Source organism: Sedimentimonas flavescens (genome assembly GCF_025154035.1).
Lineage (GTDB): Bacteria > Pseudomonadota > Alphaproteobacteria > Rhodobacterales > Rhodobacteraceae > Rhodobacter > Rhodobacter flavescens.
Genome location: NZ_JAOALJ010000008.1, coordinates 25,791 through 51,069, shown reverse-complemented (window position 1 = coordinate 51,069; position 25,279 = coordinate 25,791). Strand labels below are relative to the sequence as shown.

Annotated in this window: 24 protein-coding genes and 1 tRNA gene; 11 read left to right on the top strand and 14 right to left on the bottom strand. The window is 63.9% G+C overall.

Annotation, left to right across the window (positions count from 1 at the left end; genetic code table 11):
• The first annotated feature begins 97 nt into the window (after nucleotides 1–97).
• Both N3C64_RS14490 and N3C64_RS14485 read left to right on the top strand, forming a co-directional pair.
• Nucleotides 98–412: a hypothetical protein gene (locus N3C64_RS14490; RefSeq protein ID WP_260014992.1), complete on the top strand. Its 315-nt coding sequence runs from the start codon at nucleotides 98–100 to the stop codon at nucleotides 410–412.
• 155 nt (nucleotides 413–567) lie between these two features.
• On the top strand, nucleotides 568–2,109 hold the full coding sequence (locus tag N3C64_RS14485; protein ID WP_260014991.1) for a phospholipase D-like domain-containing protein: 1,542 nt from the start codon (nucleotides 568–570) through the stop codon (nucleotides 2,107–2,109).
• Here the strand turns inward: N3C64_RS14485 and N3C64_RS14480 are convergent.
• Nucleotides 2,106–2,780: a GntR family transcriptional regulator gene (locus N3C64_RS14480; protein ID WP_260014990.1), complete on the bottom strand. Its 675-nt coding sequence runs from the start codon at nucleotides 2,778–2,780 to the stop codon at nucleotides 2,106–2,108. The two genes, N3C64_RS14485 and N3C64_RS14480, sit on opposite strands and share 4 nt — an antisense overlap.
• A 134-nt stretch (nucleotides 2,781–2,914) precedes the next feature.
• On the opposite strand from N3C64_RS14480, the gene N3C64_RS14475 reads away from it, so the two are divergent.
• Nucleotides 2,915–3,949 carry a trans-3-hydroxy-L-proline dehydratase gene (locus N3C64_RS14475; RefSeq protein ID WP_260014989.1) on the top strand — a complete coding sequence of 345 codons (1,035 nt, stop codon included), beginning with the start codon at nucleotides 2,915–2,917 and terminating at the stop codon, nucleotides 3,947–3,949.
• A 40-nt stretch (nucleotides 3,950–3,989) separates the two neighbouring features.
• Here N3C64_RS14475 and N3C64_RS14470 read toward each other — a convergent pair whose 3' ends face one another.
• The 4 genes from N3C64_RS14470 to lhpI form a co-directional block, all read right to left on the bottom strand.
• On the bottom strand, nucleotides 3,990–5,240 hold the full coding sequence (locus N3C64_RS14470; RefSeq protein ID WP_260014988.1) for an NAD(P)/FAD-dependent oxidoreductase: 1,251 nt from the start codon (nucleotides 5,238–5,240) through the stop codon (nucleotides 3,990–3,992).
• A 69-nt stretch (nucleotides 5,241–5,309) separates the two neighbouring features.
• On the bottom strand, nucleotides 5,310–6,242 hold the full coding sequence (locus tag N3C64_RS14465; RefSeq protein WP_260014987.1) for a 4-hydroxyproline epimerase: 933 nt from the start codon (nucleotides 6,240–6,242) through the stop codon (nucleotides 5,310–5,312).
• A complete protein-coding gene (locus N3C64_RS14460; RefSeq protein WP_260014986.1) occupies nucleotides 6,233–7,192 on the bottom strand; it encodes a dihydrodipicolinate synthase family protein in 960 nt (319 codons plus the stop codon). The genes N3C64_RS14465 and N3C64_RS14460 overlap by 10 nt, the downstream gene beginning before the upstream one ends.
• Nucleotides 7,193–7,246: 54 nt before the next feature.
• On the bottom strand, nucleotides 7,247–8,935 hold the full coding sequence (gene lhpI / locus N3C64_RS14455) for a cis-3-hydroxy-L-proline dehydratase (RefSeq protein WP_260014985.1): 1,689 nt from the start codon (nucleotides 8,933–8,935) through the stop codon (nucleotides 7,247–7,249).
• Nucleotides 8,936–9,171: 236 nt separating this feature from the next.
• Here lhpI and N3C64_RS14450 point away from each other — a divergent pair, with 236 nt between their 5' ends.
• The 4 genes from N3C64_RS14450 to N3C64_RS14435 all read left to right on the top strand — a co-directional run bounded on the left by N3C64_RS14450 (nucleotide 9,172) and on the right by N3C64_RS14435 (nucleotide 12,026).
• The gene (locus N3C64_RS14450) at nucleotides 9,172–9,747 is read left to right on the top strand and encodes a helix-turn-helix domain-containing protein (protein ID WP_236021096.1); all 576 of its coding nucleotides are present in this window, start codon (nucleotides 9,172–9,174) and stop codon (nucleotides 9,745–9,747) included.
• A gap of 53 nt (nucleotides 9,748–9,800) precedes the next feature.
• Nucleotides 9,801–10,838 (top strand): Ldh family oxidoreductase, encoded by a 1,038-nt coding sequence (locus tag N3C64_RS14445; RefSeq protein WP_260014984.1) that lies wholly within the window; start codon nucleotides 9,801–9,803, stop codon nucleotides 10,836–10,838.
• Between the two features lie 352 nt (nucleotides 10,839–11,190).
• Nucleotides 11,191–11,541, top strand: a complete 351-nt coding sequence (locus tag N3C64_RS14440) for a hypothetical protein (RefSeq protein WP_218629513.1) — start codon at nucleotides 11,191–11,193, stop codon at nucleotides 11,539–11,541.
• A gap of 2 nt (nucleotides 11,542–11,543) precedes the next feature.
• On the top strand, nucleotides 11,544–12,026 hold the full coding sequence (locus tag N3C64_RS14435; protein ID WP_260014983.1) for a hypothetical protein: 483 nt from the start codon (nucleotides 11,544–11,546) through the stop codon (nucleotides 12,024–12,026).
• Nucleotides 12,027–12,128: 102 nt separating this feature from the next.
• On the opposite strand, the gene N3C64_RS14430 is transcribed toward N3C64_RS14435, so the two are convergent.
• The 4 genes from N3C64_RS14430 to N3C64_RS14415 form a co-directional block, all read right to left on the bottom strand.
• A complete protein-coding gene (locus N3C64_RS14430; RefSeq protein WP_218629515.1) occupies nucleotides 12,129–12,851 on the bottom strand; it encodes an amino acid ABC transporter ATP-binding protein in 723 nt (240 codons plus the stop codon).
• Nucleotides 12,844–13,497: an amino acid ABC transporter permease gene (locus tag N3C64_RS14425; protein ID WP_260014982.1), complete on the bottom strand. Its 654-nt coding sequence runs from the start codon at nucleotides 13,495–13,497 to the stop codon at nucleotides 12,844–12,846. Before N3C64_RS14425 ends, N3C64_RS14430 begins: the two co-directional genes overlap by 8 nt.
• A gap of 13 nt (nucleotides 13,498–13,510) precedes the next feature.
• Nucleotides 13,511–14,176, bottom strand: a complete 666-nt coding sequence (locus N3C64_RS14420; RefSeq protein ID WP_260014981.1) for an amino acid ABC transporter permease — start codon at nucleotides 14,174–14,176, stop codon at nucleotides 13,511–13,513.
• A gap of 77 nt (nucleotides 14,177–14,253) precedes the next feature.
• Nucleotides 14,254–15,060, bottom strand: coding sequence for an ABC transporter substrate-binding protein (locus N3C64_RS14415; protein WP_218629518.1), 807 nt, complete (start codon nucleotides 15,058–15,060; stop codon nucleotides 14,254–14,256).
• A gap of 238 nt (nucleotides 15,061–15,298) precedes the next feature.
• Between N3C64_RS14415 and N3C64_RS14410 the strand changes: the two genes are divergently transcribed.
• Together N3C64_RS14410 and N3C64_RS14405 are read left to right on the top strand one after the other, a co-directional pair.
• Nucleotides 15,299–16,813 carry an aldehyde dehydrogenase (NADP(+)) gene (locus N3C64_RS14410; protein WP_260014980.1) on the top strand — a complete coding sequence of 505 codons (1,515 nt, stop codon included), beginning with the start codon at nucleotides 15,299–15,301 and terminating at the stop codon, nucleotides 16,811–16,813.
• A gap of 96 nt (nucleotides 16,814–16,909) precedes the next feature.
• Nucleotides 16,910–17,608 (top strand): gamma-glutamylcyclotransferase, encoded by a 699-nt coding sequence (locus tag N3C64_RS14405; protein ID WP_260014979.1) that lies wholly within the window; start codon nucleotides 16,910–16,912, stop codon nucleotides 17,606–17,608.
• On the opposite strand, the gene N3C64_RS14400 is transcribed toward N3C64_RS14405, so the two are convergent.
• From N3C64_RS14400 to N3C64_RS14380, 5 genes are all read right to left on the bottom strand, one after another.
• On the bottom strand, nucleotides 17,605–17,967 hold the full coding sequence (locus N3C64_RS14400; protein ID WP_260014978.1) for a potassium channel family protein: 363 nt from the start codon (nucleotides 17,965–17,967) through the stop codon (nucleotides 17,605–17,607). The two genes, N3C64_RS14405 and N3C64_RS14400, sit on opposite strands and share 4 nt — an antisense overlap.
• Before the next feature lie 36 nt (nucleotides 17,968–18,003).
• Nucleotides 18,004–18,441 (bottom strand): DUF2541 family protein, encoded by a 438-nt coding sequence (locus tag N3C64_RS14395; RefSeq protein WP_260014977.1) that lies wholly within the window; start codon nucleotides 18,439–18,441, stop codon nucleotides 18,004–18,006.
• A gap of 44 nt (nucleotides 18,442–18,485) precedes the next feature.
• Complete coding sequence (locus tag N3C64_RS14390) at nucleotides 18,486–19,673, bottom strand: BamA/TamA family outer membrane protein (protein ID WP_260014976.1); 1,188 nt, start codon at nucleotides 19,671–19,673, stop codon at nucleotides 18,486–18,488.
• 466 nt (nucleotides 19,674–20,139) lie between these two features.
• Nucleotides 20,140–20,214, bottom strand: a tRNA-Asn gene (locus N3C64_RS14385).
• 70 nt (nucleotides 20,215–20,284) lie between these two features.
• Complete coding sequence (locus N3C64_RS14380; RefSeq protein WP_260014975.1) at nucleotides 20,285–21,148, bottom strand: MBL fold metallo-hydrolase; 864 nt, start codon at nucleotides 21,146–21,148, stop codon at nucleotides 20,285–20,287.
• Nucleotides 21,149–21,217: 69 nt separating this feature from the next.
• Here N3C64_RS14380 and N3C64_RS14375 point away from each other — a divergent pair, with 69 nt between their 5' ends.
• Both N3C64_RS14375 and lon read left to right on the top strand, forming a co-directional pair.
• Nucleotides 21,218–22,567, top strand: a complete 1,350-nt coding sequence (locus N3C64_RS14375) for an ATP-binding protein (RefSeq protein ID WP_260014974.1) — start codon at nucleotides 21,218–21,220, stop codon at nucleotides 22,565–22,567.
• Nucleotides 22,568–22,791: 224 nt separating this feature from the next.
• Complete coding sequence (gene lon, locus N3C64_RS14370) at nucleotides 22,792–25,206, top strand: endopeptidase La (protein ID WP_260014973.1); 2,415 nt, start codon at nucleotides 22,792–22,794, stop codon at nucleotides 25,204–25,206.
• The last annotated feature ends 73 nt before the right edge of the window (nucleotides 25,207–25,279 follow it).

The window sequence follows — 25,279 nt, the reverse complement described above, 5'->3', positions numbered from 1 at the left end:
CATTTCCACATTGGCGAATTCTGGCGCAAAAATAAACATGCAAGACTTCTCTCATGGCCGGAACAGACCGGCGCAAACGCAACATGGGAGAAGACAGATGATCGTCCAGTTCGTGCAATTCGAAAGCGCCCTGACCGAGGAAGAGGCCATCGCCATCGCCAAGGAGCGTGTGCCCGCCTATGCGGCAACGCCGGGCCTCGTGCAGAAATTCTACCTCAAGCTCGCCAAACCCAACCATTTCGGCGGTTTCCTGATCTGGGAGTCGGTCGAGGCCATGCAAGCCTTCGCCAAGACCGAGTTGGCCCGGACCATTCCCTCTGCCTACAAGGTGATCGGCGCGCCTGACGTGGATATCCATGAGCTGCTCTTTTCGCTGCATCAGGGCGTCGTCTATGACGCCGAGGCCGCCTGAGCGCGCTTCAATCAGTGCCGGGGCCACTCGCGGTTGCTCGCGGGTGGCCCTGTGCGTCATGACGCGTTAACACTATGGCAGGATGCATTATCCGAGGCCGATGCCGCGCCGAAGGCGCCGAGTTACGGCCCCGCCTGAGTTGGAGGGCTTCCGCCATGGGATTCGTAAGAGTTCTGCTTTGGATTGTGATCGTGGTCGCGGTCGGCGTGGTTGTCATGCGATGGGCCTTCCCTCTGCCGCCGCGCGACGAGGACGCAGTATCGCGTGCCATTCCGCTCTCGGATCAGACGCCGCTCGGGGCGCAGATGTCGGCACTGGCGGCGGATCATCCGGGCATGGATGGTGTGGCGCCTCTTGGCGCGGGCGAAGCGGCATTTGCCACGCGGGTCGCGCTGGTGCGGCAGGCCCGCGAAAGCATCGACGTGCAGTATTACATCTGGCAGACCGACACGACCGGCTGGATGCTGCTGGACGAGCTGCGGCAAGCCTCCGAGCGCGGTGTGCGTGTGCGCCTGCTGCTTGATGATAACGGCGTCCCCGGCCTGGATGCGGCGCTGGCCGCGCTTGACGCGCAGCCGAATGTCGAGGTGCGGCTGTTCAACCCCTTCACCTTCCGTTCGCCCAAGATACTTAATTATGTCTTTGCCTTCAGCCGGTTAAACCATCGGATGCACAACAAGTCGATGACGTTCGACGGGGCGGCGACCATCGTTGGCGGGCGCAATATCGGCGACATCTACTTTGCCTTTGGTGAAGAGACCCAGTTTATCGACCTCGACGTGCTGGCCGTGGGCCCGATCGTGGGGGAGGTGCAATCCTCGTTCGACGCCTATTGGGCGAGCGCATCGGCCTATCCCGCCGCCGCGATCCTGCCGCCGGCGCCGGAGGGCCTTGCCGGTTTGCAGGCGCAGGGCGCGCATGCGCGCGAGAGTCTGATGGGATCGAACTACGTTCGGGCGATCGAGGCCTCGCCCACGGTCCAAGGGTTGCTCTCGGAAACGCCCGATCTGGAGTGGACCAAGATTCAGATGGTGGCCGACGATCCGATCAAGGCATTGGGGAACGCGCCGCCCGAGGCGCTGCTGATCAACCAGCTTCCGAAGCTGCTGAATCACCCCGAGGTATCACTCGATCTCGTCTCGGCCTATTTCATTCCGGGCAAGAAGGGCGCGGAACTGCTTGGCTCGCTTGCGCGCAAGGGTGTGAAGACGCGGGTGCTGACCAATGCGCTTGAGTCGACGGATGTCTCGCTCGTCCATAGCGCCTATATGAAATACCGCCCCGCGCTGCTCGATGCCGGGGTGCGTGTTCTGGAACTGCGCGCCGAGCCCGATGTCGAACGGCAGAAAAGCGTCGAGCATCTGCTGCACAGCTCGGCCTCCAGCCTTCACGCCAAGACCTTCGGCATCGACGGCAAGCGTGTTTTCGTAGGGTCGTTCAACTTCGATCCGCGCTCGGCCGCGCTGAATACCGAGATGGGCTTTGTCATCGACAGCCCCCGTCTGGCACGCGGCCTGTCCGACGAGTTGGACCAAACGCGCGCGGCCTATGAGGTCACGCAAGCGCCCGATGGCACGCTTCAATGGGCGCCGCTGGATGGCGTCGGTCCAAGCCACACGACCGAGCCGGGCGTGGGGCCGATCAAGCGCTGGCTGATGGTGGCGCTGCAATACCTGCCGCTGGAGTGGATGCTCTAGCCGCTTGCGGTACGTTTCTCACTCAGGCGGGTGAGCAGAGAGGTTTTCGCATCCTCGATGTGCTGAGCGGTCAGGCGGGCCGCCAGATCGGCGTCGCCGTTTTCGCAGGCCGCAAGGATTAGCGCATGTTCGGCCACTGCTTTTTGCTGGCCGTCCGTCAGCGACAGCTGCGCGCGCAGGTAGCGGTCACTGAGGTTCAGCAGGTTCTCGATCACGCCCATGTAGTGGCGCTGCTGGCCCGCGCGGTAAAGCGCGCAGTGAAAGCGGCGGTTCTGCTCCATCCATGCGGCGGGGTCGGTGGCCTGCGCGAAGGCGTCATGCGCCGCGCGGGCCTCGGCCAGGGCGGCGGGGTCCATGTCGATTACCGCGCGGCGGATCGCATCGCTTTCGACCAGCGCGCGAAGGCGGAAAATCTCTTCGATCTCCTGGATCGGCAGGTCGGTGACGAAGGCGCCCTTGTAGCGCCGTGTCTCGATTAGACCGAGTTGCTCAAGCCGCGCAATCGCCTCGCGCACCGGAATGCGGCTGACGTTGAAGGCGGCGGCGATCTCTTCCTGACGGAGCTGCGCGCCGTTCTCCAGATCACCCTTCACGATAGCATCGCGCAGCGCCGCGAAGACGATATCGGCGGCGGATCGGGTCTGCGACAGGTCGGTGCGTTCGAACTTCATGGGGCGGGTATGCCTGAAAACTCCGCTTTGGGCTACGGGGAGAATAGCATGGCCGGCCAGGATTGGATACAATATCCAAAATAAGAGATTCGTCCCTGTAAGGGCCTGCGGCGGATCGCAGAACGGAGAAAAACATGCGAAGCACCAAGGTTATCCATGTCGTCTCGTGCCATGCCGAGGGGGAGGTGGGCGATGTCATCGTCGGCGGGGTCGCGCCGCCCCCCGGTGACACGATCTGGGAGCAGCGCAAATGGATCGCCGAGGATGAGGTGCTGCGCAATTTTGTGTTGAACGAGCCGCGCGGCGGGGTGTTTCGCCATGTGAACCTGCTTGTGCCCCCCAAACACCCCGAGGCGCAGGCCGCCTGGATCATCATGGAGCCCGAGGACACCCCGCCGATGTCTGGCTCGAACTCGATCTGCGTCTCGACGGTTCTGCTCGACAGCGGCATTCTGCCCATGCAGGAGCCGGTGACCGAAATGGTGCTGGAGGCGCCCGGCGGCCTCGTGCGTGTCCGTGCCGATTGTGCGAATGGCAAGGCCGAGCGGATCTATGTCGAGAACCTGCCTTCGTTCGCGACCCGGCTGGGGGTGCCACTCGAGGTGCCGGGGCTGGGGGTGATCACCGTTGACACGGCCTTCGGAGGGGACAGCTTCGTTGTCGTCGATCCCGAGGCGCTTGGCGTCGATCTGATCGCCGAGAATGCGCGCGAAATTGCCGCGCTTGGTATTCGGATCACCAATGCCGCGAACGCGCAGTTCCGTTTCGAGCACCCGGAAAAGCCCGATTGGGCGCATCATTCCTTCTGTCTTTTCGCGGGCAAGATCGCCCGGCATGGGACGGAACTGCGTGCGCTCTCGGTCGTCGCGATCCAGCCCGGCAAGCTCGACCGCTCGCCCACCGGCACCGCCGTCTCGGCGCGCATGGCGATCTTGCGCGCGCGCGGCGAGATGGGGCCGCAGGACCGCTTCACCGGCGTGTCAATCATCGGTTCGGAGTTCCACGGCCGCATTCTGGGCACCACCAGGGTGGGCACACGCGACGCGATCCGCCCCGAGATCAGCGGCCGCGCCTGGATCACCGGGACGCATCAGCACATGCTCGATCCCGGCGACCCATGGCCGGGCGGCTACCGGATCTCGGATACCTGGCCGCGGCTGTTCAAGTGAAACAAGGGCCTGCCGGAGCGGATCGGGCAGGCCCTGCGCCTTAGAAGCGACGCATGTCGAAGGGGCCGAGCGGGATTTCCACCTCGCGCCGTCCAACAAGGGATGCGACAAGCTCGGCCGTGCCTGCCGATTGGGTCAGGCCCAGATGACCGTGGCCGAAGGCATAGATCACGCGATCCGAGCGGGGCGAGCGGCTGATGATCGGCAGGCTGTCAGGCAGCGAGGGGCGGAACCCCATCCATTGCGTGCCGCCGTTCGGGTCGAAGCCGGGCAGGAACTCAACCGTCTTGCGCACCAGCGTTTCGGCGCGCTTGTAGTTCGCCGGCAGTTCCAGTCCGCCAAGTTCGACTGCACCGCCCACGCGCAGCCCCTCGCCGATGCGGCTGACCACGAAGCCGTGGCTGCTGAACGACAGATGCGTGCGGACATCGAAGCTGGCGGTGGGGAAGGTGGTGTTGTAGCCGCGCTCGGTCTCAAGCGGGATCTTGTCGCCAAGGGTGCGCGCAATCCGGTGCGACCAGGCGCCCGCCGCGATGACGACCTGATCGGCCCGGCGCGGCCCGGCATTGGTGGCGATCTCGACGCCCGAGGCGGTCGGGGTGATCGACTGGATCTCGACGATCTCGATCTGGCCCCCGGCGGCCACGAACTGGCGCGCAAGGTGTTCAGTCCAGAGTGCCGGATCGGTCACGTTCAGCCAGCTTGGGGTGAAGCCCGCATGGGTGAACCGGGGGTTGAGGCCAGGCTGGATCTCGGCGATAGCGGCGGGGGTTTCGAGCAGGTCGAAGGCGATGCCGTGCTGGCCGCGCAGCTTCCACGCGGGCAGCGATGCCTCGAATTGTGCGCGGCCCTCGTAAAGCTGCAATTGCCCCTCGCGGCGCATGAAGGCTTCGCCATTGACGCGCGGAATCAGCCGCTCCAGCGCCGCTTGCGACACCCGCATCAGCGAAGATTGCGCGGCGACGGCGGGCTCGTAGCGGTCTTTCCAGCTGGCGCGCCAGAAGCGCAGCATCCAAGGCGCGATCCGGGCGGCATAGGCCGGGCGCAGCGACAGAGGGCCAAGCGGGTCAAGCAGCCATTTTGGCGCCTTGCGCATGATGCCGGGGGTCGCCAGCGGCTCGACCTCGGGGAATGCGAAGGCGCCCGCGTTCCCGCGCGAGGTTTCGGCGGCCACCCCCTTGCGGTCGAGCAGGCGCACGCGGTGCCCCTGCGCCTGAAGCGCAAGCGCGCTGGTCACGCCGATGATCCCCGCGCCGATGACGAGGATTTCAACTTGTTCGGATTGGGCCATGGCGGACCTCGGTCGGGCTGGAAGTGAAACGAAAATGCCCGGCGCCTGCATGGCGCCGGGCGGCATGGATCAAAGGACGATCCCTTTGCTGAACGGGTCTTGTGGCAGGAAGATCAGTTTGCTTTCCGCCATCACATAGGCCTTGCCGGTGATCGAGGGGATCACCCCGCCGTTCGGCCCCTTGCGATAGGAGAGCCGATAGGTGCTGCCGATCACGCTTTCCTGCACGATCTCCTGCCCCTCGGCCAAACGGCCGTCGGCGGCAAGGCAGGCCAGTCGCGCCGAGCAGCCGGTGCCGCAGGGGGAGCGGTCGTAGGCATCGTCAGGGCAGAGCACGAAGTTGCGGCTGTGGCCTTCAGGCGTCTCTGGCGGGCCATAGAAGATCACGTGATCGACCGGCGCGCCGTTATCGCAGCCGCAGCCCTGCGCCAGAAGCGCCTCGCGCACCGCAACCGTCACATCCGTCAGTTGGCGGATATTCGCGGCGGTGACCGGAATGGGGCTTGGATCGACGAGGAAGAAGCAGTTGCCGCCATAGGCGATGTCGCCGGTCACGGTGCCGATGCCGTCGATCTCAACCTTTACGCCTGTGCTGCAGCGGCGGCTTTCGACATTGGTGACGGTTACGGTATTGGCGTCGATGACGTCCACCGTGACGACGCCGACGGGCGTCTCGATCCGGTGCTGGCCCAGACCGATGCGCCCCATGTGCACCAGCGTCGCCGCGAGGCCGATCGTGCCATGACCGCACATGCCCAGAACCGCCTCGGAGTCGAAATAGATCACCCCGGTCACACAGCTCGGATCGACCGGCTCGACCAGAAGCGCGCAGACCATCGCGACCTGTCCGCGCGGCTCGAGGATGACCGAGCGGTAGAAGTCGCGATACTCGGTCGCAAGCCGTTGCGCGCGCTCGGCCAGCGGGCCGGACCCAAGGTCCGGGCCGCCGTCGAGGATAACCCGCGTGGGCTCTCCGCCGGTATGGCTGTCGATCACATGCATTCGGCGATCACTCCGCCCTGTTTCGACCAGTTGGCGAACCATCTGTTGAACTGATGGAACTGCGCCTCGCAGAACTTCGCCTGCGAGGGCGAGAGCGCATCGGTTTCGTAGATGTTGAGGCGGTATTCCTCTTCGCCCTTCAGCACCATGAGATGCTTGAAGTACAGCACCAGGTCAACGCCCTCGTCGAACTTGGCCAGAACCGAGAAAGCCTCGGCCAGTTCGCGGGCGCGCAGGTCGGCCTCGGGGCAGCCCTCGGCGGCGCGGCGCGACAGGGCGACCTGAAGCAGCGCCTCTTTCGGGAAGATCGTGCCGATGCCAGTGATCGCGCCCGCCGCGCCGCATTTCGCGAAGCCGTGGTAAACCTCGGTATCGACGCCCACCATCAGGATCACCTCGTCATCGTGCGAGGTGATGTGCTCGGCCGCATAGCTCATGTCGGCTTTGCCGCCGAACTCTTTGAAACCGATCAGGTTCTTGTGCTCGGCGCGGAGCGCAAAGAACAGATCGGCGCGGGTGGCGTAGCCATAATAGGGGCTGTTGTAGATGACGGCGGGCACATCGGGGGCCGCATCGAGAATGGCCTTGAAGTGGTTGCGCTGCGCCACCACCGATTGACCGCGCGAAAGCACGCGCGGAATGACCATGAGGCCCGCAGCGCCGATCTTCTGGGCATGTGCCGCGTGGGCGACGGCGGATTTGGTGTTCACCGCACCCGTGCCGACAATCACCGGCACACCGGCTTTGGTCAGGCGCTCGACGCCCTCCATGCGCTGCTCGTCGGTCAGCAGCGGCCAGTCCCCGCAGGAGCCGCAGTAGACGACGCCCGACATGCCGGCATCCATCATTTCCTGACCCTTACGCACCAGCGCGTCGAAATCGGGTTGGCGCTCGGCGGTGCAGGGGGTCAGCAGCGCGGGGATCGTGCCGAAGAATACGTCTTTGTTCATCCGAAGGACTCCGTTGGTTGTTCTGGGCGCGGAGGGAGTGCCGCGATTGTGTGTTCAGTGGCCCTGTCTGGCGATCCAGTCGGGCGGTGAGGAGGGGGCGAGACCGCTGCGCGCGGTCTCGGCGCATTGCGCAAGCGAACCGAAGCGCACCGCGCGGTTGCTCAGGCCGGGGGCGTAATGGGCGTATTTGCCCGAGTTGGTCATCAGCACCTTGGCGCTCGGCGGGAAGACCGGCTCGGAGATCGAGCACCAGCACAGGTCGGGGATGATCTTGACGCCCGACGCCTCCAGCCGGGCCTTCACACCGTTCTCGGTGATGGTGGCCAGCGTTCCCCGGCCAAGCGTGACGATGGTCGCCACATCGGGGTGCGTTTGCGTGCCATCCATCAGCGCGGCAAAGGCGGCGCATTCGCTGGCCGAGAAATGTGGGCTGCCAAGCGCGACCAGATCGACCTGCTCAGCGCCTTGGTTGAACTCGTCCCACAGGCGGGCGAAATCGGCGCAGCCAACGCGGGTGGTGTCGGCGTCGGGGGCAGGTGGCAGCGAGGCCTCGGGCGTGATGCCCGCGATATGCAGCATGGGCGAGGCCGAGGTCGTCCCATAGGCTGCACAAAGCGCCTTGAGATCGTCGTCCGAGGGGGCAGTGCCCTCAAGCCCCCGGATCAGCGGAATGCGGTCAGGCGCGGCCTGACCGACAAGCCAGCCGAGCATCGGCCAGAAGGCATCGTCATAGCCCTCGGGCAGCGTGACGTCGATGATCCGCCGGGGCGCGCGGTTTTGTTCAAGATAGACACCCGCGCGGGCGGCGCGACCGGTCAGAGCGATGCACAGATCCATGAAGTCGGCGTGTTTCACCGTGCGCGCGCCAAGCACGCTGTTGGCATAGATCACCGCGTTGCTTTCGGCCCAGGCGATATCCTCGCCCGCTGCTGGGCGGTCTTCGAGAAGATAGGGCGCGCAGGTGAAACTCGGCCTTGCTCCCATTTCGACATAAGCATCGGCAAGGCCCGCGGCGGGGGTGCCGAATTCCTCGCTCACCCCCTGCGCGCGCCAGTTCGCATGATCGACCGAGATCGCGTTCATCGTGGTCGGCACGCGCACCCGCCCGCCCTTGTCGGCCATCGCGCGGGCAAAGGTGAGGAAGGCGGGGCTGGCGTAGATACAGCCGTCGATATGCACGCGGCTCACATCGGTCAGGCGCGTGGCGCCCTGTGCCGTCGCCATCGTGGCGATGATCTCCATCGCCAGTCGCGCGGCCTCGCCATGCGCGCCGTCAAGGAAGGCGCGGTCGCTTTCAGTCAGTTCCAGCGGCGCCGATCCGGCGGGGTGGAGCGGCCAGGCATGGGTTCCCGCCTTCAGATGCGTTTCGGTGATCTCGGCGGAGGTCTCGCGCGCCAGCACGTCATATTCCGCCGCGCTCAGGCGCAGCACCGCGATCGCGTGCCCAAAGAGCCGCCCGGCGATCAGCGCGCCAAGGGTCAGGATGTCCTCGCCCTCGCGGAAGATCAGTGCGCGCGGGGCGGAGCCCGCAAAGGCAAGGCCCAGAAGCACACCGCTGCCGGTGCACGAGCCGCGGCTCGTGGGCATCATCACGATATGCCCCGCAAGGGTGCGCCCGTGCTGTGGGTGGTGCGCGTCGATGATCTGGCCGGTGGACGGGTTCACCCCACCCCAGACGCTCAGACCCTCCTCGCAGACAAGGAGCGGCCCCTGAACGGATGCTGAAACGATCTTGGTTGCCATGAGTCACCTCGTTGCGGGCAAGAAATCCGGCATCTCGGCCATTTTTCCGGAATCGGAAGAGTGAAGCCGCGTTTTTGGATTCCCTTTGCTTTTGGCTACTTGCTAATCTTGCGCTCACTACAAAAATATGCTTAAACGATCACAACTGGTAAGAAAAGAAAAATATGTCGCAAACGGAAAAATCTTCGCATGGTGATGTAGCACCCGAGGCGGATGATGCTTGGGAAGCGGAACGCATGCAATTGCGCTCGGATCTGGGTGCGCGCATGAAGGCGGTCCGCCAGGCTTGCGGCTTCACGCTTGAGGTTGCAGCCCAGAAAACCGGCCTCGCGCTTTCGACGATTCACAAGATCGAGAACGGGCGCGTCTCGCCGAGTTACGAGAACCTGGTTCGAATCGCACGGGCCTATGACATCGGTATGGAGCGGCTGTTCTCGGCCGATCACGAGGCGCATCAGACCACGCGCATGACGGTGACCAAGGCGGGGCAGGGGCGCAAGGTGCGCTCGAAGAACTTCGAATACGAAGTGCTCTGCAATGCGCTGGCGGAAAAGAAGATCATCCCGCTGGTGACCTTGGTCGATCAACGCGCGCCGCTGCGCCCCGAGGATCTGGAATCCCATGATGGGGAAGAGACGCTCTATGTCCTCTCGGGCCGGATCGAGCTGGTGGTCGAGCATTACCAGCCTGTCATCCTAGAACCCGGCGATTGCGCCTATTTCGACAGCACGCTCAAGCACGGGCTGCGCGCGCTGGACGATGACGAGGCCAAGATCTTCTGGGCCTGCACCTATATCGACGTGGACAAGTAGGGCGCCCGCCCGCGCTTGGCCACATTCCAAATCCGCAAGGGAGACTGCCGAATATGGCTGAGCAGAATACCGTTACCTTCGATGCGCTTCTGGCGCGCGTCGAGGCCATCTTTGTGCGTGCCGGGGTGCGCCCGGAAAGCGCGCGCGATGTTGCGCGCGTGATCGTTGCGGGAGAGCGCGACAACTGCAAGTCGCACGGGATCTACCGCATCGAGGGCTGCCTGCGCGTGCTGGCGGCCGGCAAGGTCGAGCCCCTCGCCGTTCCCGATATTCACGATGCGGGCACATCGGTGATCGAGGTCGATGCGAAGGGCGGGTTCTCGAACCCGGCTTTCTATGCGGCGAAAGATCTGCTGGTGGCGCGGGCGCGCGAAACGGGCCTTGCCGCGCTTGTGATCCGCGACTGTCTGCATTTCTCGGCGCTCTGGCACGATGTCGAGGCGCTGGCCGAAGAGGGGCTGGCCTCGCTGTCGATGTGCCCGAGCTACTCCTTCGTGGCGCCCGCGGGCGGCAAGGAGCCGCTGCTTGGCACCAACCCCATCGCCTTCGGCTGGCCGCGCCGGGGTGAGGCCCCCTATGTTTTCGACTTCGCAACCAGCGTCGCTGCGCGCGGCGAGATCGAGTTGCACCGCCGCGCGGGCACGCCGATCCCCGAAGGATGGGCGGTCGATCGCGACGGCAACCCCACGACCGACCCCGAAGCGGCACTTGAGGGCGCGATGCTGACCTTCGGGTCGCACAAGGGCTCGGCGATCTCGACGATGGTCGAGTTGCTGTCCGGCGCGATGCTGGGCGAGTTCATGAGCAAGGAGGCGCTCGATTTCATGGGCGGCACCGACCTGCTGCCGCGTCACGGCGCGCTGGTGCTGGCGCTCGACCCGCAGGTCTTCGCGGCGCGCAGCGGGCGCGATCCGATTGCCGAGGGCGAGCGGCTGCTGACCGCGATCAGCGGGCAGGGCGCGCGTCTGCCCTCGCAGCGCCGCTTTCAGGCGCGCGCCAAGGCGCTGCGGGACGGGATTACCCTGAGCGATGCCGAGCTCGCGCAGCTTGCGCGGTTCGAGACGCTGGGTCTGGCCGCCGTTTCCGGCTGAGCGACTCTGCCCCTATCTGATGGGGGCCACTTGATTCAGATAGTTGCGACACCTGCCAGGATAGCCTCCTGGCAGGTGTTTGTATTCTTGAAAGAAATGCCTCGCGTGACGCTCGGAAAGATGCATTAATCCGATCTGCTAATGCGTGCATTGTACGCCAAGTTATTCTTCATGGAGTTGAGTAGTGATTTCCAAGAAAACGCGCCTGTCCCCTGTTGCCCTTTGCTGTGCGGGTCTTCTCGCGGCCTGTATGCCGGCCCCTTCTACCAATGCCGGTTTTCGGAGCGCGCCGTCGATCGTTGGCAGCAGCTCTCACACAGTTGCGCGCCCTGCGTCTGCGGTTGAGGCATCGTTGAACCGCTATGCACGCACCTGTATCGACGGCAAGGCATTCCAGACGACCACAACGGGCGGGACGTCCTATCAGGTCTCGAAGGATTATTACTACGCGCGCATCGTCACCGAAGGGGGGATCCGGAGCCTCGTCATCAAGCGTGAGATGACCGCCCTGAATATGGTCTATCTCGACCCGTCGCATGAGGGGCCGCAGTACTTCGTTCTGGCCGACATTCGACAGATCGACAGCGGACATACCCGGTTGGATATTCGTAACGTCAAGCTGACCGGCACCAAGTTGCTACCGTCGCTTCTAGCCTGGGCCGAGGGGAGCTCGCAAAGCTGCCCTGACCTGTCGCGGATTTGATCATGCGGGCCCGTTTCTCGAAGATTGCCTGCGCGCTTGCGGCAGCGGCACTGACCTTGGCGGGCTGCGTTGGGACGTTGCCTGCCTATCAGGCCCCGCCGGGTCCGACGAATGTGAGGCTGTCCGGCGTGGCGGAAGGCGGCGCGCTCTCCAGCGTAAGTGGGCGATTCCTTGTCTATCGGCCGAAGGATGCCTGCACGCATACGCTCGCCGGAACCCTTCCGTTCAAGGAGAATGGAGTGACCACGGTCATTGCGCCGGGGCAGACGGTCTATCTGTCGGTCGAGTTCACCCGCAGGACGCTGAACTCGACCTCGATGATTGACAGCGCACGCTATCTGCCGGTGCGGCCAGGTATGTCCTATGACGTCCGGGCAGAGTATCGCGGTTCGGGCTATGAGCTTTCGATCCGCGAAACGCCCATGGGAGGTTCCGGCGCGGGCCGCGAGGTCGGGATCTTGCCGGGGGAATTGCCCGGGTGCTGAAAAGGGTGACGCCGTGGCGCCATGCGTCGGTGGACCTATCGCTTTAGAAACAAGAAAGGCGCGGGTTGCGACCCGCGCCTTTCTTGTTTGCTTGGTGTCCTCTCAGCGTACGCTGGCCAGGAACTTCTTGGTTTCCGGGTGCTGCGGGTCGCCGAAGAGCTGCTCGGGCGCGCCGATTTCCGCCATGATGCCCTTGTGGAAATAGGCCACGCGGTTCGACACGTCGCGGGCGAAGGCCATTTCATGCGTCACGCAGATCATGGTCATGCCTTCCTCGGCCAGCATCTTCAGCGTTTCAAGCACCTCGCCCACAAGCTGCGGATCGAGGGCCGAGGTCACCTCGTCGAACAGCATGTAGTCGGGCGACATCGCCAGCGCGCGGGCAATCGCCATGCGCTGCTGCTGGCCGCCCGACAGGCGCGAGGGGTAGGTGGACAGCTTGTCGCCCAGGCCCACGTGCTTGAGCTGCTTTTCCGCGATGGCTTCGGCCTCGGCCTTGCCCATGCCGAGCACCTTGCGCGGCGCAAGCGTGACGTTCTCCAGCACGGTCAGGTGCGGGAAGGCATTCCACTGCTGGAACACGATGCCGATCTTTTGGCGCAGCTTGTTGAGGTTGGTCGATTTGGCATGAACCTCGACGCCATCGACAAGGATCTTGCCTGAGTCGATCGGCTCAAGCCCGTTGATGCAGGTCAGCAGCGTGGACTTGCCCGACCCCGAGCCACCGATCACGGTGACCACCTCGCCTTTTTCGACGGTCAGGTCGATGCCCTTGAGAACCTCGAGATGGCCAAAGGATTTGTGGACGTTCTGGATCTCAATCATTGGACCACCTTTTTTCGAGATATCCGCCGAAACGGGCAAGCGGGAAGCTGATGAGGAAGTAGAAGGCGCCGCCGATCATGAGCAGGAACAGCGGCTCTTGCAGGCGCGTGATGAGGATCTGGGTGGATTTCAGCAGTTCGGTGACCTGAACCACATAGACCAGCGCCGAGTCCTTCATGACGCCAAGCGCAAGCCCGATCCAGGACGGCAGGGCCACGCGCGTTGCCAGCGGCATCACGATGTAGCGCATGTCCTGGCCCCAGCTCATCCCCAGAGAGCGCGCCGCGCGCCGGGTGGTGGCGGGCACTGCGTCGATGCCCCCGCGCACGATCTCGGCGCAATAGGCCGAGGTGTAGAGCGAAAGCACCATGCAGGCGACGAAGAAGCCCGACAATTGCAGCTTCAGCACCATGCCAAGGAAGGCATTGGCCAGCACCAGCTGGATCAGCAGCGGCACCGAGCGGAAGATGTCGAGCACGAAGGTCAGCGGCGCTGTCAGCGCTGAGCCGAATTGCACGCGGATCACCCCGAAGGCGATGCCGAGCGCCGTTCCGATCGCGACCGAAATCGCGGTGACCAGGATCGTCATGCCCGCGCCCTTGGCGAGGAACATCAGATCGGCGGTGGTGAGGGCGGTATCAAACATGGTCGGTCCTCCCTCAGTACCGGAACAGGCGGGCAGCGAGCAGCCGCGCGCTCAGGGTGATGGCCTTGGTGATGATGTAGAAAATCACCCCGGCAATCGCGAAGAGCTCGAACGTGCGGAAAGTCAGCGCGTTGAGATCCTGCGTCACGCCGTAGAGATCCGAGTTCATCCCGACGGTGACGCCAAGTGAGGTCATCAGCACGGCCCAGACCATCTGGTTGGTCATCGGCAGGAACGAGATACGCAGCATCTGCGGCAGGATGATGTAGCGAAACGCCTGCAACTGGGACATGCCCAGAGACCGGCCCGCGCGGGTCTGCGTGTCAGGAATTGCCTTGAGCGCGCCGCGGAAGTTCTCGGCCAGGTAGCCCGCGTTGTTGAAGGTGATCCCGATCAGCAGCGACACGAAAGGGCTGAAATGGATGCCGAAGCTCGCCACCCCGAAATGCGCCATATAGATCTGGAACAGGGCCGGGGTGTTGCGCGCGATCTCGACCCAGCCGGTCGCGATGGCCCGAAGCGGGCGAGAGCCGGACAGGCGCAGAAGTGTCAGGAGAATGGCGAAAGCGATGCCGATCAGCATCGACAATACCGCCACTTCCATCGTCACCACTGCACCGTCCAGCATCTTGGGAAGCCGGGCAAGCGCCTGGTTCCATTGGAAGGTGTAACCGAACATTGCTGTTTCCTGCCTGGTCGGATGCGGAAGGAAAAACGGCGCGGGGGCTCCGCGCCGTCATTGGCTCCGGGTTCCGATCAACGATAGGCGTTGGGAACCGTCAGGTCGGGAAGCTCGCCGCCGACCCACTTTTCATACAGTTCGGCATAGCGGCCGGTGCGGATCTGCTGGTTCACGAACAGGTTGAGGTAGTTGATCAGCCCGTACTCGTTGCGGCTGGTGAACAGCGCCACATAATCGGTATCGAAGGGGGCCTTGCCGACAACCGAGATGCCCGGGAAGTTGCCGGTCTTGACGTTGGCCATCGCGACGGTCGAGGTCGAGACGGTCGCGTCAAGCTGACCCTGGCTGAGTGCCAGGAACACGTCTGCCTGGGTCTGGTAGGGGCGGAACTCGCCCTCGCCCCACTCCTGCACCTGCTTTTCAAGCGCGATGGCCTCGTAGGTGCCGGCGACGGCGCCGACGGTGTGGCCCTTCATGCCTTCATACGAGGCGATGCCTGCGCCGTCATTGGCGGTCACGGCCATCTCAAAGGCGAAGTAGGGGATCGTGAAGCCCACGGTCTTGGCGCGTTCAAGCGTGTCCGAGGTCGAGGCGACGCCGACATCCACGCGGCCCGACATCAGCGCGGGGATGCGCTCGGGGAACGGGGTCTCGACGATCTCGGCGCTCACGCCAAGTGCAGCGGCAAGGTCGTTGCAGTAATCGACGTCGAAGCCGACCGGCTCGTTATTCGCATCGCGCATCCCCATCGGCGGGAAGTCGAGAACGACTGCGCAGCGCAGCGTGCCCGAAGCGATGATGTCGTCCAGCTTGTCGGCCTGAGCAGCACCGGCAAAGCCGGTAGCAGCGATCAGCGCGGTAGCCATGATGGTTTTTTTCATTGGTTGAACCCCTCTGTTGATTCCTGAGCGAACATGAAATGTTTTCTTCTTTGTTGCAAGAAATTTTCATATAAGAAAAATACTGGCGCGTCGAGAAAATTTTGAGTATCGATGCAAGTGAGCGCAATTGCTTGAATTTTCGTTCGAGAAAAAACGGCCGATTGCGGCGCCCAGGGCCGGAACGGCAGCGATCGCGGGCGCGAAAATGCCCTCGCGGCGGCAAATGGAAGGGATTCCCATGACTTTCACACCCCACGGCAAGCATCTGATCGCCGGAGAATGGCGCGCGACTGAACAGAGGTTCCTGTCGGAGCCCGCGCATCGTGCGGCCCATGCGTTCTCGGTCGGAACGCCCGAACTGGTGGATCAGGCGGTTCGTGCAGCCGAGGACGCCTTCTGGAGCTACGGCTATTCTTCGCGCGCGGAACGGGCCGCGTTTCTGGAGGCCATCGCGGATGAGATCGAGGCCCGCGCCGAGGCGATCACCGAGATCGGCACGCAGGAAACCGGACTGCCCGAAGCCCGCCTGAACGGCGAACGTGGCCGCACCACCGGCCAGCTGCGGCTTTTCGCGCAGCATATCCTAAAGGGCGATTACCTCGATCGCCGCCACGATGCGGCCATGCCCGATCGGCAGCCCTTGCCGCGCCCCGAGTTGCGCATGATGCAGCGCCCGATCGGGCCGGTCGCGGTTTTCGGCGCCTCCAATTTCCCGCTGGCCTTCTCGACGGCAGGCGGTGATACGGCCGCCGCGCTGGCCGCCGGTTGCCCCGTTGTGGTCAAGGGGCACGGCGCGCATCCGGGCACGGGCGAGATCGTCGCCGAGGCGATCCTTGCGGCCATCGTCAAATGCGACATGCCGCGCGGCGTGTTCTCGCTTGTGCAGGGCGGCAAGCGCGATGTCGGGCAGGCGCTGGTGCAGCACCCGTTAATCAAGGCGGTGGGCTTTACTGGCTCGCTCGCCGGGGGGCGCGCCCTGTTCGACCTTTGCGCGCAGCGCCCAGAGCCGATCCCGTTCTTCGGCGAGTTGGGCTCGGTGAACCCGATGTTCATGTTGCCCGAGGTGGTCGCGCGGCGCGGTGAGGCGCTTGGTCAGGGATGGGCGGCGTCGCTCTCGATGGGGGCGGGTCAGTTCTGCACCAATCCCGGTATCGCCGTGGTTCTGAACGGCCCGCAGGCCGACACGTTCGTCGAGGCCGCGCGCGCGGCGCTATCAACGACGGGCGCGCAGGTCATGCTGACCGACGGGATCGCCAGCGCCTATGTCTCGGGTGCTGCGCAGATGGGGGCGCAGTCCGGCGTTCAGGGCCTGCTGACCTCGATGTGCGACCGGCGCGAGGCGAAGCCGTTCCTGTTCCGTGTCTCGGCGCAGGACTGGATGGGCAACCATGCCCTTGCCGAGGAAGTGTTCGGACCGCTCGGGCTGGTGGTTGTGGCGCGCGACATGGATGAGATGTTGGACGTGGCGCGCAGCTTTGGCGGTCAGCTGACTGCGACGCTGCATATGGACGACGCCGACGCAGGTCTTGCGCGGCGGCTGATGCCGATCCTTGAGCGCAAGGCCGGGCGGGTACTGGCGAACGGCTTCCCGACGGGTGTCGAGGTGTGCGACAGCATGGTGCATGGCGGGCCTTACCCGGCCTCGACCAACTTCGGGGCGACCTCGGTCGGCACGCTCTCGATCCGCCGCTTCCTGCGCCCGGTCTGCTATCAGAACATCCCGGCCAGCGTTCTGCCCGCCGATCTGGCGTGAAGTCGGCGGCGCCGGGGCTCGTGTGCTCTGGCCGCGCCGTAAAAGGCTTGCAAATTGTGCGGTCCCTCCGCACCCTTGGGTGACGGGGGGCTGAACATGGCTGACGGACCCAGAGTTTTATCGCTGACCCCGGGGCACGTGGCGCGCGTGCATCGCGAGATCAAGGATGGCGGCCAGCCCGCGGGCCTGCTTCCCCAGACCGATCAGGATTATGCCGAATGGGTGGATCGAATTCTGGCGAGCCATCCGGCGCCCGATCGCCCGACCCAGCTTTTCGCCTATGGCTCGCTGATCTGGCGCCCCGAGATCGACCATCGGGGCGAGCAATGCGCGCGTCTGCCAGGGTGGCGGCGGTCTTTCTGCCTGCGGCAATGGCGGTTTCGCGGCTCGCCGGAGTACCCGGGCCTGATGATGTCGCTCGACCGGGGAGGGGAGTGTGAGGGCGTCCTCTTCGAGCTGCCCAAAGCCGATCTTGAGGCACAGTTCCACCAGTTGTTCCGCCGCGAGTTCACGGTGAAGCCGATCACCAATATTCCGACATGGCTGCGCGTTGAAACCGGGGACGGGCCAGTCAACGCGCTGGTTTTCGTGATGAACCGCGAGTCACCGCAGTATGCCGGAGACCTGACGCCCGGCGAGGTTGCCGATGTGCTGTCGCAAAGCTGTGGTCATCTGGGAACCGGTGCCGAATACCTGCTGAACACGGTCACGCAACTGGAGGCCCGCGGAATGCATGACGAAGGTCTGTGGCTCTTGCAGGAACTGGTGGCACAGCGGATCGACGCGCGTTCCTAGTCTTTGGTGGGTTCTTTCGCCGTGGGGCTGTCTGCGGGTCCCTCGATTTTCAGCAGGGCGCGGGCGAGTTGCGTGAAAAGCGCCACGAAAACCCCTACGCCGACGAAGATATAGACCACGGTGAACAGCTTGCCGACATTGGTCTGCGGCGTCAGGTCGCCAAAGCCCACGGTCGACATCGTCGTGGTGCTGAAATAGAGCGAGTCGATCCAGGACCAGCCCTCGGTGCGGTGATAGAAGACTGTTCCGGTGAGCAAGAGGATCCCCGCAAGGCTGAGGGTGGCGCGAAACGTCGGGATGCGCCAGGAACGAATGATAGCTTTGAACAGCCTCAGAATGTTGAGCAGGAAGGATAGCATTCGTTCTCTCCGGATGGACGGCCCGGTAGTCTAAGATCAGACCTGCCGCCCGTAAATGCGCACAGTGGTGGTGCCGCCCACGGGCACGCGCTTGTAGATGATCTTGATCAGGCGAATTCCGCGCACGAGGCCGGGCAGGAGCATCTTGCGGGTGCGGCGCCCTTCGCTGATGATCGAGCGGACTGCAAGTTCGGTCGTCTCCCCGTTGCTGAAGGTGACTTCCACGCTTTCGATGAAGATCGGGTTGTCGACCGCTTCGATCACAAGGCCCGCAAAAAGCCCCTTGTTCAGGGTGACCGGGATGATCGAGAAGTTCTTGAGCAGGTTGATCTTGCTTTCGACCAGCACGATCCAGTCTTCGCCCAGATCCTGATCCGCATGGGCCGCAAAGGGAAAGGCCGCCGCAAGGGCGATGAAGCTGCGGCGGTGCAATCTCTTGCGGCCGACGCTGGACTGGGGTGTCTGGTCAGGCATCTGTCTTTCTCCCGTAACTACGGCTCACGCCGCGCCCGCGCATCTTAGAATCGCTGGCCCAGGGTGATGTACAAGAACTCCTCCTGCGCGTCGTTGCGCGCATAGTCGATCGCATAGTCGAGCCCGAACTGCTTCGATATCCGGTAGCGCAGGCCAAACCCGGCAGCAAAACCGCCCTGATCGAGCGACATGTCGGCGAAAGTGTCGCCGCCGATGCCAAGGCCCGCAAAGCCGACATAGCCGATACGTTCGGTCAGACGCCCGCGATACTCGACCTGGGCGCCCGCCGACCAGGAGGCGAGATCATCGAGCGTGCCGAAACCGCGCAGCCCGTTTGCCATGCCGACGCCGCAGCCGTCGAAAAACGGTGCTGAGTCGGAGGCGCCGCAGATAGAGGCATTCGCGGCCAGAATGCCATTCTTGCCCAAGGGCGCATAGCGCGATGCGGAGGCCACACCCTTGGAATAGTGCCGGTCGATCACAGGGATTTCGCCGTCGAAAATCGCGTCCAGTTCTTCTCCATAGGCGAGCGAGCCTTTGATCAGCGTACCCTGCGTGGGGAAGAAGGTGTCGTCGCGGGTGTCATATGCCGCGTGAATGTTGATCTTGCCCACGGTCACATTGGCATCTGGCCTCAGGATCGGGGGCAGATCTTCAAAGCCGGGCACGTCAAGACCAAGGGTTGAGTCCAGATAACTGAGCGACACTCCCGCCGACAGCTTGCTGTTTACCGCACGGCTGACGGTGAAAGCATATAGCTTGCCGGTCTGCTTCAGGGGAAGGTCGGCCGTATTGCTCAGCGGGAAGTCATAAAAAAGGGTGGCCTCGCCGCCGATCAGGCCCACCGACCAAAGGCCGTCCGCGAAGTTCACGTTGAAGCCGCCGCCAATCCCTTCGCTACCGTTGCTGGTCTTGAGGGCGGCGATACCCGCGCCGGAGGGCTTCGAGCCGGGAAGGTTGAACAGGTATCCTGCACCAAGGGTCAGCCCGTGCTCGATCATCGGGTTCGAGAACGGGATCGGGGCGATGACGACAGAGCCCTTGCTGATGCCGACGTCCGTCTGCCCCATCACGGCGGCATTGGAAAACTCGCGCTCAAGTATCGTCTCCTGAGCAGTGGAGGCGCCGGCAGACGCAATCAGAAGCGCTACCGCGATCGCGAGGCCGCTCTGATGGGCAGGAAGGGCCGCCGTGCCGCGTGCTGCGGATCTCTTGAGTGCTGCGAACGTCATGCTGTCTCCTTCTCGGCCTGCGCGTCGTCATTTTTCGGTCTGTGTCATGGGCCGCATCGCCGCACCCCATCAGTAGCCGATAATTTCCGCTTCGACATCAGAAGAATGTGGCGGCTTCTTCATGTTGGACACGTGAATCAAGCCTGAGCGATCCGATGAATGGAGCGGTCAGCGGGCTTTCGCGCGAGATCACCTACAGGCCGGCAATCCCCGTGGCGAAGGTGGCGCAGCCCAATAACAAAGCGCATCAGCGCCTGAGTCCGCCCTTCCGATTCCTCTTGCTTAGTCAGGATATCCGATCAGGCCTAGGATTGGTCAGTGGCTGCTCTTTCCGGCATGCGCTCGCCAGACCAGAAAACGCCTCGCCCAGTGGCGCTTTTCCTGGCCCACCGCTACAGCCCGACGAAGGACATCGGCCGCTGGCTGATTTAGTCAGCACGCTGTAGCTTGATTTTATGGGATTTTATGGCTCCGGCGGTAGGGATCGAACCTACGACCAATTGATTAACAGTCAACTGCTCTACCGCTGAGCTACGCCGGAACACGAGGCGGTGTATAGCGGCGGTGTTTCGGGGGTGCAAGAGGGGCGTGAAGGATTTTTTCGGATTTTTTCAGGTCAACGAAAAGGCAGCGTCCAGGCGTATCTCAGGTACAGCTGCAACCTGATTTGTGGCTGTCATTTCAACAAGATGCGCGAAGACGTTGCGGGATGCGGCGGGCATGAGGGCAGCGGGTATTTCCTGGTATATAAGCTCGGTCAACTGCGCGACAGTGGCGGCTCCGGCTACCAGATGCGCGGCGATCTGGGCGGTTCTCTCGCGTCGATGTGCGGCCAGTTCGGCGATCCGCGCCGCCGTGCCCGTGACCGCGGCGCCGTGGCCGGGGTAGAATGTGCGGGCACCGATCTGGGCCAGTTTGTCGAGCGATCGGAAGTAGTCGCCCAAGTCGCCGTCCGGCGGAGAGATCAGGGTCGATGACCACCCCATGACATGATCTCCGGTGAAGATGGCATCGCCCCAGATAAAGCTCAGATGGTTGCAGAAATGGCCCGGTGTGTGCAGGGCGCGCAGGCTCCAATCGCCGCCGATGATCTCTTCGCCATCGGCGATCAGGATGTCGGGTGCGAAGGCCCGATCCACGCCTTCGCCGCCGCCCATGAGGCCGGTTGCTGCGAGGCGCTCCATGATGGGCGAGCGGCCGGCAGAGGCGGGGCCGAACGCGTGGACCTTGGCACCGCAAGCCTCTGCCAGTAGCGGTGCGCCGGGAGAATGGTCGAGATGCGCATGGGTGACCAGGATATGGCTGATCCGCTCACCGGGTGCGAGGGCTGCCAGAATCGCCCCGATGTGGCCGCGATCGGCGGGACCCGGGTCGATCACCGCAACCGATCCGGTACCCAGAATATAGGTGCAGGTGCCGTTCAGTGTCATCGGAGAGGGGTTCGGCGCCACAATCCGCCGCAGACCGGGTTCCATGATTTCAACCTTATGACTCTCCGGCATCTTCCGCTTTTCCTTCGTTCTGCTCCCGGCTAGGGTTTTGGCATGAATTTTGATTGGCTTAAACAGATCTTGCCACGCGGGCTTTATGGGCGTGCCGCGCTGATCCTGATCGTGCCGATCGTGACCATCCAGCTTGTCGTGTCTGTGGTCTTCATTCAGCGCCATTTTGAGCGCGTCACCAAGCAGATGACCGAGACGATGCTGCGCGAGATCATCCTGCTTGATCAACGGGTGGGCGAGGCCGCCGACCTTGCTGCGGCGCAGGCTGTGGGCGTGACACTGGCCGAGCCGCTGGGGCTGGAGTTCATCTTGCCCGCGACACCCGAGGCCGCGGCAGAGCAGGGCGATTTCCGGCGGTTTGGCGATTTCACCGGGATCGTTGTGATCGACACGTTACGCGAGGGGTTGGCGGGTCTGCGCTCAGTCGATCTGCGGGTGGGGGCGCAGGTGCAGCTGACGCTCGACACGCCCAAAGGAGTGTTGGAGCTGAGTTTCGGGCGGGGGCGGGTGTCGGCCTCCAACCCGCATCAGCTTCTGGTGCTGATGGTGGCGGTCAGCCTGTTGATGACGATTATCGCCTATCTCTTCCTGCGCAACCAGCTGCGGCCGATCTGGCGCCTTGCCAAGGCGGCCGAGGCGTTCGGGCGCGGGCAGGTCGTGCTTTACCGTCCCGCGGGCGCGACCGAAGTGCGCTCGGCCGGGGCAGCGTTTCTGGAGATGCGGGCGCGGATCGAGCGACAGATCGAGCAGCGGCGACTGATGCTTTCTGGGATCAGCCATGATCTGCGCACGCCGCTCACGCGTCTGCGTCTCGGGCTGTCGATGCTGCCCGACGACCCCGAAACCCGCGATGAGGTCGCCGCACTGGAGCGCGACGTGGCCGAGATGGCGAAGCTAGTCGATGCCTTTCTGGCTTTCGCGCGCGACGATGCGACGGCGGATGAGTCGCAATTGATAGACCCCTGTGAACTGGTGGCGCAGATCGTCGGTGACGCCGAGCGTGGTGGGCAGCCGGTGCGCCTGCACGAATGCCCCGGCCCCGGTCTGGCCGAGATCACCTGCCGCCCTGACGCGATCCGCCGCGCCGTCGAGAATCTGATCGGCAACGCGGTGCGCTATGGCTCGCGCGCCGATGTCTCGGTGCAGCTTGGCCCGCGGATGGTGCGCATCATTGTCGAGGATGACGGCCCCGGCATTCCGCCCGAGCGGCGCGAGGAGGCGATAAAGCCGTTCACGCGCCTTGACCCCGCGCGTAACCAGGATCGGGGGCAGGGGGTCGGGCTGGGCCTGTCGATCGCGGCTGACATCCTGCGCGGCCATGGCGGCAGCCTGCGGCTTGGCGAAAGCGACCGCCTTGGCGGCTTGCGCGCCGAATTGGTGCTGCCGCGCTAAGGTGCGGGTAAGGAAAACACGCCCATGATGCCGATGGGGTCGTTCTGGCCTTGCTCCGCTGCGAGGTGCGGGGCAATGTAACCCCGATGTGACGGGCAGAAAGTCTGGTCCTTCGGTGGTCTGGTTGAAGCGACCCGCTTGCCCCCCTAAATATGGGGGGATACGGGAAGGGCCGGGACTGCCGCGAAGCGGGGTCGGTGTCCTTTCGCCAAAGAGGAATGAATATGACCGAGACCCTCTCGACGACTTATCCGGTTTTGCCGCTGCGCGACATCGTGGTGTTTCCCCACATGATCGTGCCGCTCTTCGTCGGGCGCGAGAAATCCGTGCGTGCGCTGGAAGAGGTGATGGCGGATGACCGGCAAATTCTGCTGGCCAGCCAGATCGACCCTTCGGTTGATGAACCGACTGCGGATGGGATCTTCCGCACCGGCGTTCTGGCCAACGTGCTGCAACTGCTCAAACTGCCCGATGGCACCGTCAAGGTGCTGGTCGAGGGCAAGACCCGCGTGATGATCACCGAATTCGTCCCGAATGAGACCTTCTTCGAGGCCCATGCCGAGGTGCTTGAAGAGGCCGAGGGCGACCGCGACACGATCCGCGCTCTGCTGCGCTCGGTCGCCGAGGAGTTCGAGCGTTACGCCAAGATCAAGAAGAACGTCCCCGAAGAGGCGCTGGCCGCCGTTTCCGAGACGCAGGAGGCCGACAAGCTGGCCGACCTCGTGTCGGGGCATCTTGGCCTCGATGTCGCGCAAAAGCAGGAACTGCTGGAAACGCTAGACGTTTCGGCGCGCCTTGAGAAGGTCTATGGCCTGATGCAGGGCGAGGTGTCGGTGCTTCAGGTCGAGAAGAAGATCAAGAGCCGCGTCAAGAACCAGATGGAGAAGACGCAGCGCGAGTACTACCTGAATGAGCAGATGAAGGCCATTCAGAAGGAACTCGGCGACGGCGAGGATGGCCAGAACGAGATCAACGAGTTGGAAGAGCGCATCGCCAACACGAAGTTCTCGAAAGAGGCGCGTGACAAGGCGGATGCCGAGCTGAAAAAGCTCAAGTCCATGAGCCCGATGTCGGCCGAGGCGACGGTGGTGCGCAACTACCTCGACTGGCTGCTGTCGCTGCCCTGGGGCGTCAAGAGCCGCGTCAAGAAAGACCTTGGCGGGGCCGAGAAGGTGCTCGATGCCGATCACTACGGGCTTGAGAAGGTCAAGGAGCGGATCGTCGAATATCTGGCCGTTCAGGCGCGTTCGGCCAAGCTGAAAGGCCCGATCATGTGCCTCGTCGGCCCGCCCGGCGTGGGTAAGACCTCGCTTGGCCGCTCGGTCGCCAAGGCGACGGGGCGCGAGTTCATCCGCATCTCGCTTGGTGGCGTGCGCGATGAAAGCGAGATCCGTGGCCACCGCCGGACCTATATCGGCTCGATGCCCGGCAAGATCATTCAGGCGCTGAAAAAGGCGAAAACCACGAACCCGCTCATCTTGCTCGATGAAATCGACAAGATGGGGCAGGACTTCCGTGGCGATCCGGCTTCGGCGATGCTTGAGGTGCTGGACCCGGAACAGAACGCGACCTTCGTGGACCACTACCTCGAGGTGGAATACGACCTGTCGAACGTCATGTTCCTGACCACGGCGAACAGCTACAACATGCCCGGCCCGCTTCTGGACCGCATGGAGATCATCAGCCTCGCCGGCTACACCGAAGACGAAAAGCGCGAGATCGCGCGCCAGCACCTGATCCCCAAGCAGATCAAGGCGCATGGGCTGCGCAAGGGCGAGTTCTCGATCACCGATGGCGCGCTGAACGATGTGGTCCGCTATTACACCCGCGAGGCCGGGGTGCGCAGCCTTGAGCGCGAGATCGCCAAGCTCGCCCGCAAGGCGGTGACCGAGATCATCAAGGGCAAGGGCGCGGTCAGGTCTGTCATCGTCGATGAGGCGAAGGTGGGCGACTACCTTGGCGTCCGCCGCTTCCGCTACGGTCTGGCCGAGAAAGAGGATCAGGTCGGCGTGGTGACGGGCCTTGCCTGGACTTCGGTCGGGGGCGATTTGCTGCAAATCGAGGCGCTGAAACTGCCCGGCAAGGGGCGGATGAAGACCACCGGTAAGCTCGGCGATGTGATGAAGGAATCGATCGAGGCGGCATCGAGCTATGTGCGCTCGGTCTCTCCCGAGCTTGGCGTGAAGCCGCCCAAGTTCGAGAAGGTCGATATCCACGTCCACGTGCCGGAAGGCGCGACGCCCAAGGACGGCCCCTCGGCGGGGATCGCGATGGTCACGTCGATCGTCTCGGTGTTGACCGGGATCGCGGTGCGTAAGGATATCGCCATGACCGGCGAGGTTACGCTGCGCGGCAACGTGCTGGCGATCGGCGGCCTCAAGGAAAAGCTGCTGGCGGCCCTGCGCGGCGGGATCAAGACCGTGCTGATCCCGGCCGAGAACGAGAAGGACCTGGCCGACATCCCCGCGAACGTGAAGGAGGGGCTGGATATCATCCCCGTCAGCCATGTGCGCGAGGTTCTGCCGCGTGCTCTGGTGCGGATGCCCGAGCCTGTCGAATGGGACGAGGCGGCCGAAGAGGCCGCCGCCGCGGCCGCTGCGGCCTCGGCCCGCGAAGGGCAGGGCGCCACGGCCCACTGAACGATCTGAAACGCGCCCGTCGGGGCGCGTCTTCATTTTGAACATGCCCGTGGTGGTGGCAGCCGTTCCTGCG

What these genes read in the sequence shown, in the direction of transcription:
- N3C64_RS14405 (WP_260014979.1), top strand. Translation starts at nt 16,910, where the DNA reads ATGGCTGACGGACCCAGAGTTTTATCGCTGACCCCGGGGCACGTGGCG.
- N3C64_RS14430 (WP_218629515.1), bottom strand. Translation starts at nt 12,851, where the DNA reads ATGATTGAGATCCAGAACGTCCACAAATCCTTTGGCCATCTCGAGGTT.
- N3C64_RS14420 (WP_260014981.1), bottom strand. Translation starts at nt 14,176, where the DNA reads ATGTTCGGTTACACCTTCCAATGGAACCAGGCGCTTGCCCGGCTTCCC.
- N3C64_RS14375 (WP_260014974.1), top strand. Translation starts at nt 21,218, where the DNA reads ATGAATTTTGATTGGCTTAAACAGATCTTGCCACGCGGGCTTTATGGG.
- N3C64_RS14445 (WP_260014984.1), top strand. Translation starts at nt 9,801, where the DNA reads ATGGCTGAGCAGAATACCGTTACCTTCGATGCGCTTCTGGCGCGCGTC.
- N3C64_RS14415 (WP_218629518.1), bottom strand. Translation starts at nt 15,060, where the DNA reads ATGAAAAAAACCATCATGGCTACCGCGCTGATCGCTGCTACCGGCTTT.
- N3C64_RS14490 (WP_260014992.1), top strand. Translation starts at nt 98, where the DNA reads ATGATCGTCCAGTTCGTGCAATTCGAAAGCGCCCTGACCGAGGAAGAG.
- N3C64_RS14470 (WP_260014988.1), bottom strand. Translation starts at nt 5,240, where the DNA reads ATGGCCCAATCCGAACAAGTTGAAATCCTCGTCATCGGCGCGGGGATC.
- N3C64_RS14425 (WP_260014982.1), bottom strand. Translation starts at nt 13,497, where the DNA reads ATGTTTGATACCGCCCTCACCACCGCCGATCTGATGTTCCTCGCCAAG.
- N3C64_RS14400 (WP_260014978.1), bottom strand. Translation starts at nt 17,967, where the DNA reads ATGCTATCCTTCCTGCTCAACATTCTGAGGCTGTTCAAAGCTATCATT.
- N3C64_RS14380 (WP_260014975.1), bottom strand. Translation starts at nt 21,148, where the DNA reads ATGGAACCCGGTCTGCGGCGGATTGTGGCGCCGAACCCCTCTCCGATG.
- N3C64_RS14475 (WP_260014989.1), top strand. Translation starts at nt 2,915, where the DNA reads ATGCGAAGCACCAAGGTTATCCATGTCGTCTCGTGCCATGCCGAGGGG.
- N3C64_RS14485 (WP_260014991.1), top strand. Translation starts at nt 568, where the DNA reads ATGGGATTCGTAAGAGTTCTGCTTTGGATTGTGATCGTGGTCGCGGTC.
- N3C64_RS14395 (WP_260014977.1), bottom strand. Translation starts at nt 18,441, where the DNA reads ATGCCTGACCAGACACCCCAGTCCAGCGTCGGCCGCAAGAGATTGCAC.
- N3C64_RS14465 (WP_260014987.1), bottom strand. Translation starts at nt 6,242, where the DNA reads ATGCATGTGATCGACAGCCATACCGGCGGAGAGCCCACGCGGGTTATC.
- N3C64_RS14460 (WP_260014986.1), bottom strand. Translation starts at nt 7,192, where the DNA reads ATGAACAAAGACGTATTCTTCGGCACGATCCCCGCGCTGCTGACCCCC.
- lon (WP_260014973.1), top strand. Translation starts at nt 22,792, where the DNA reads ATGACCGAGACCCTCTCGACGACTTATCCGGTTTTGCCGCTGCGCGAC.
- N3C64_RS14390 (WP_260014976.1), bottom strand. Translation starts at nt 19,673, where the DNA reads ATGACGTTCGCAGCACTCAAGAGATCCGCAGCACGCGGCACGGCGGCC.
- N3C64_RS14450 (WP_236021096.1), top strand. Translation starts at nt 9,172, where the DNA reads ATGCAATTGCGCTCGGATCTGGGTGCGCGCATGAAGGCGGTCCGCCAG.
- lhpI (WP_260014985.1), bottom strand. Translation starts at nt 8,935, where the DNA reads ATGGCAACCAAGATCGTTTCAGCATCCGTTCAGGGGCCGCTCCTTGTC.
- N3C64_RS14480 (WP_260014990.1), bottom strand. Translation starts at nt 2,780, where the DNA reads ATGAAGTTCGAACGCACCGACCTGTCGCAGACCCGATCCGCCGCCGAT.
- N3C64_RS14435 (WP_260014983.1), top strand. Translation starts at nt 11,544, where the DNA reads ATGCGGGCCCGTTTCTCGAAGATTGCCTGCGCGCTTGCGGCAGCGGCA.
- N3C64_RS14410 (WP_260014980.1), top strand. Translation starts at nt 15,299, where the DNA reads ATGACTTTCACACCCCACGGCAAGCATCTGATCGCCGGAGAATGGCGC.